This is a genomic window from Kineococcus gurbantunggutensis (assembly GCF_050871925.1).
In the GTDB taxonomy this organism is placed as follows: domain Bacteria; phylum Actinomycetota; class Actinomycetes; order Actinomycetales; family Kineococcaceae; genus Kineococcus.
Genome location: NZ_JBJLSG010000339.1, coordinates 1 through 905, shown reverse-complemented (window position 1 = coordinate 905; position 905 = coordinate 1). Strand labels below are relative to the sequence as shown.

Genomic DNA, 905 nt, shown 5'->3' with positions numbered 1-905 from the left:
CCTTACAGCTCCTTTCACTATGACGTTGGGAGCTTGCGGTAGCAGATGAGCGCGCACGCCAGCTGCAGCAGGCTCAGGTGCAGATCGGCTCGCACCTCGTAGCGGATCCGCAACCGCTTGAACTGGTGCAGCCAGGCGAAGGTGCGCTCCACCACCCAGCGGGTGCGCCCGAGGCCGGAGCCGTGCCCGACGCCGCGGCGGGCGATGCGCGGCACGATGCCGCGTGCCCGCAGGGCACGGCGGTAGACGCCGTAGTCGTAGCCGCGGTCGGCGAACAGGTAGCGCGGGCGCAGGCGAGGGCGGCCGCGGACACCGCGCACGATCGGGAAGGCGTCGACCAGGGGCAGCAGCTGGGTCACGTCGTGGCGGTTGCCGCCGGTCAGTGTCACGACCAGCGGAACGCCACCACCATCGGTCAAGAGGTGGTGCTTGGACCCGTTGCGGGAGCGGTCTACCGGTGAAGGGCCGGTGTGAGCCCCCCTTTGAGGGCCCGCACGTGCGAGCCGTCCACCACCGCCGTCTCCAGGTCCAGCTTCCCGGCGGCGCGCAGCTCCTCCAGCAGCACCTGGTGCAGGCGCGGCCACACCCCGGCCTCGGTCCAGTCCCGCAGCCGGCGCCAGCACGTGACCCCCGAGCAGCCGAACTGCTCGGTCGGCACCTGCCCCCACGTGCAGCCCGTGATCAGCACGTGCACGATCCCGGCCAGCGCGGCGCGGTCATCGCGCGGCAGGCGTCCGGGGTAGCGGTACCGGCGCGGCGGGCGCTCGGGCAGCAGCGGCTGCACCCGTTCCCACAAGGCATCCGGGACCAGCTCCACGACTCGCTCGGGCAGGGCCTCGTCGGTCATGCCCTCAGGCTGCGACGGCGGCAGTGGCCCCGCAACTCATAGTGAAACGAGTTATTAG

The 905-nt window shown here is 71.6% G+C and carries 1 protein-coding gene; it reads right to left on the bottom strand.

The window, feature by feature from the left end:
- Nucleotides 1-17 precede the first annotated feature (17 nt).
- A protein-coding gene (locus ACRYR7_RS25565) for an IS5 family transposase (protein WP_432575201.1) occupies nucleotides 18-847 on the bottom strand; the annotation gives its coding sequence in 2 pieces (ribosomal slippage) (nucleotides 18-484 and nucleotides 484-847; 831 coding nt in all).
- Between the last annotated feature and the right edge of the window lie 58 nt (nucleotides 848-905).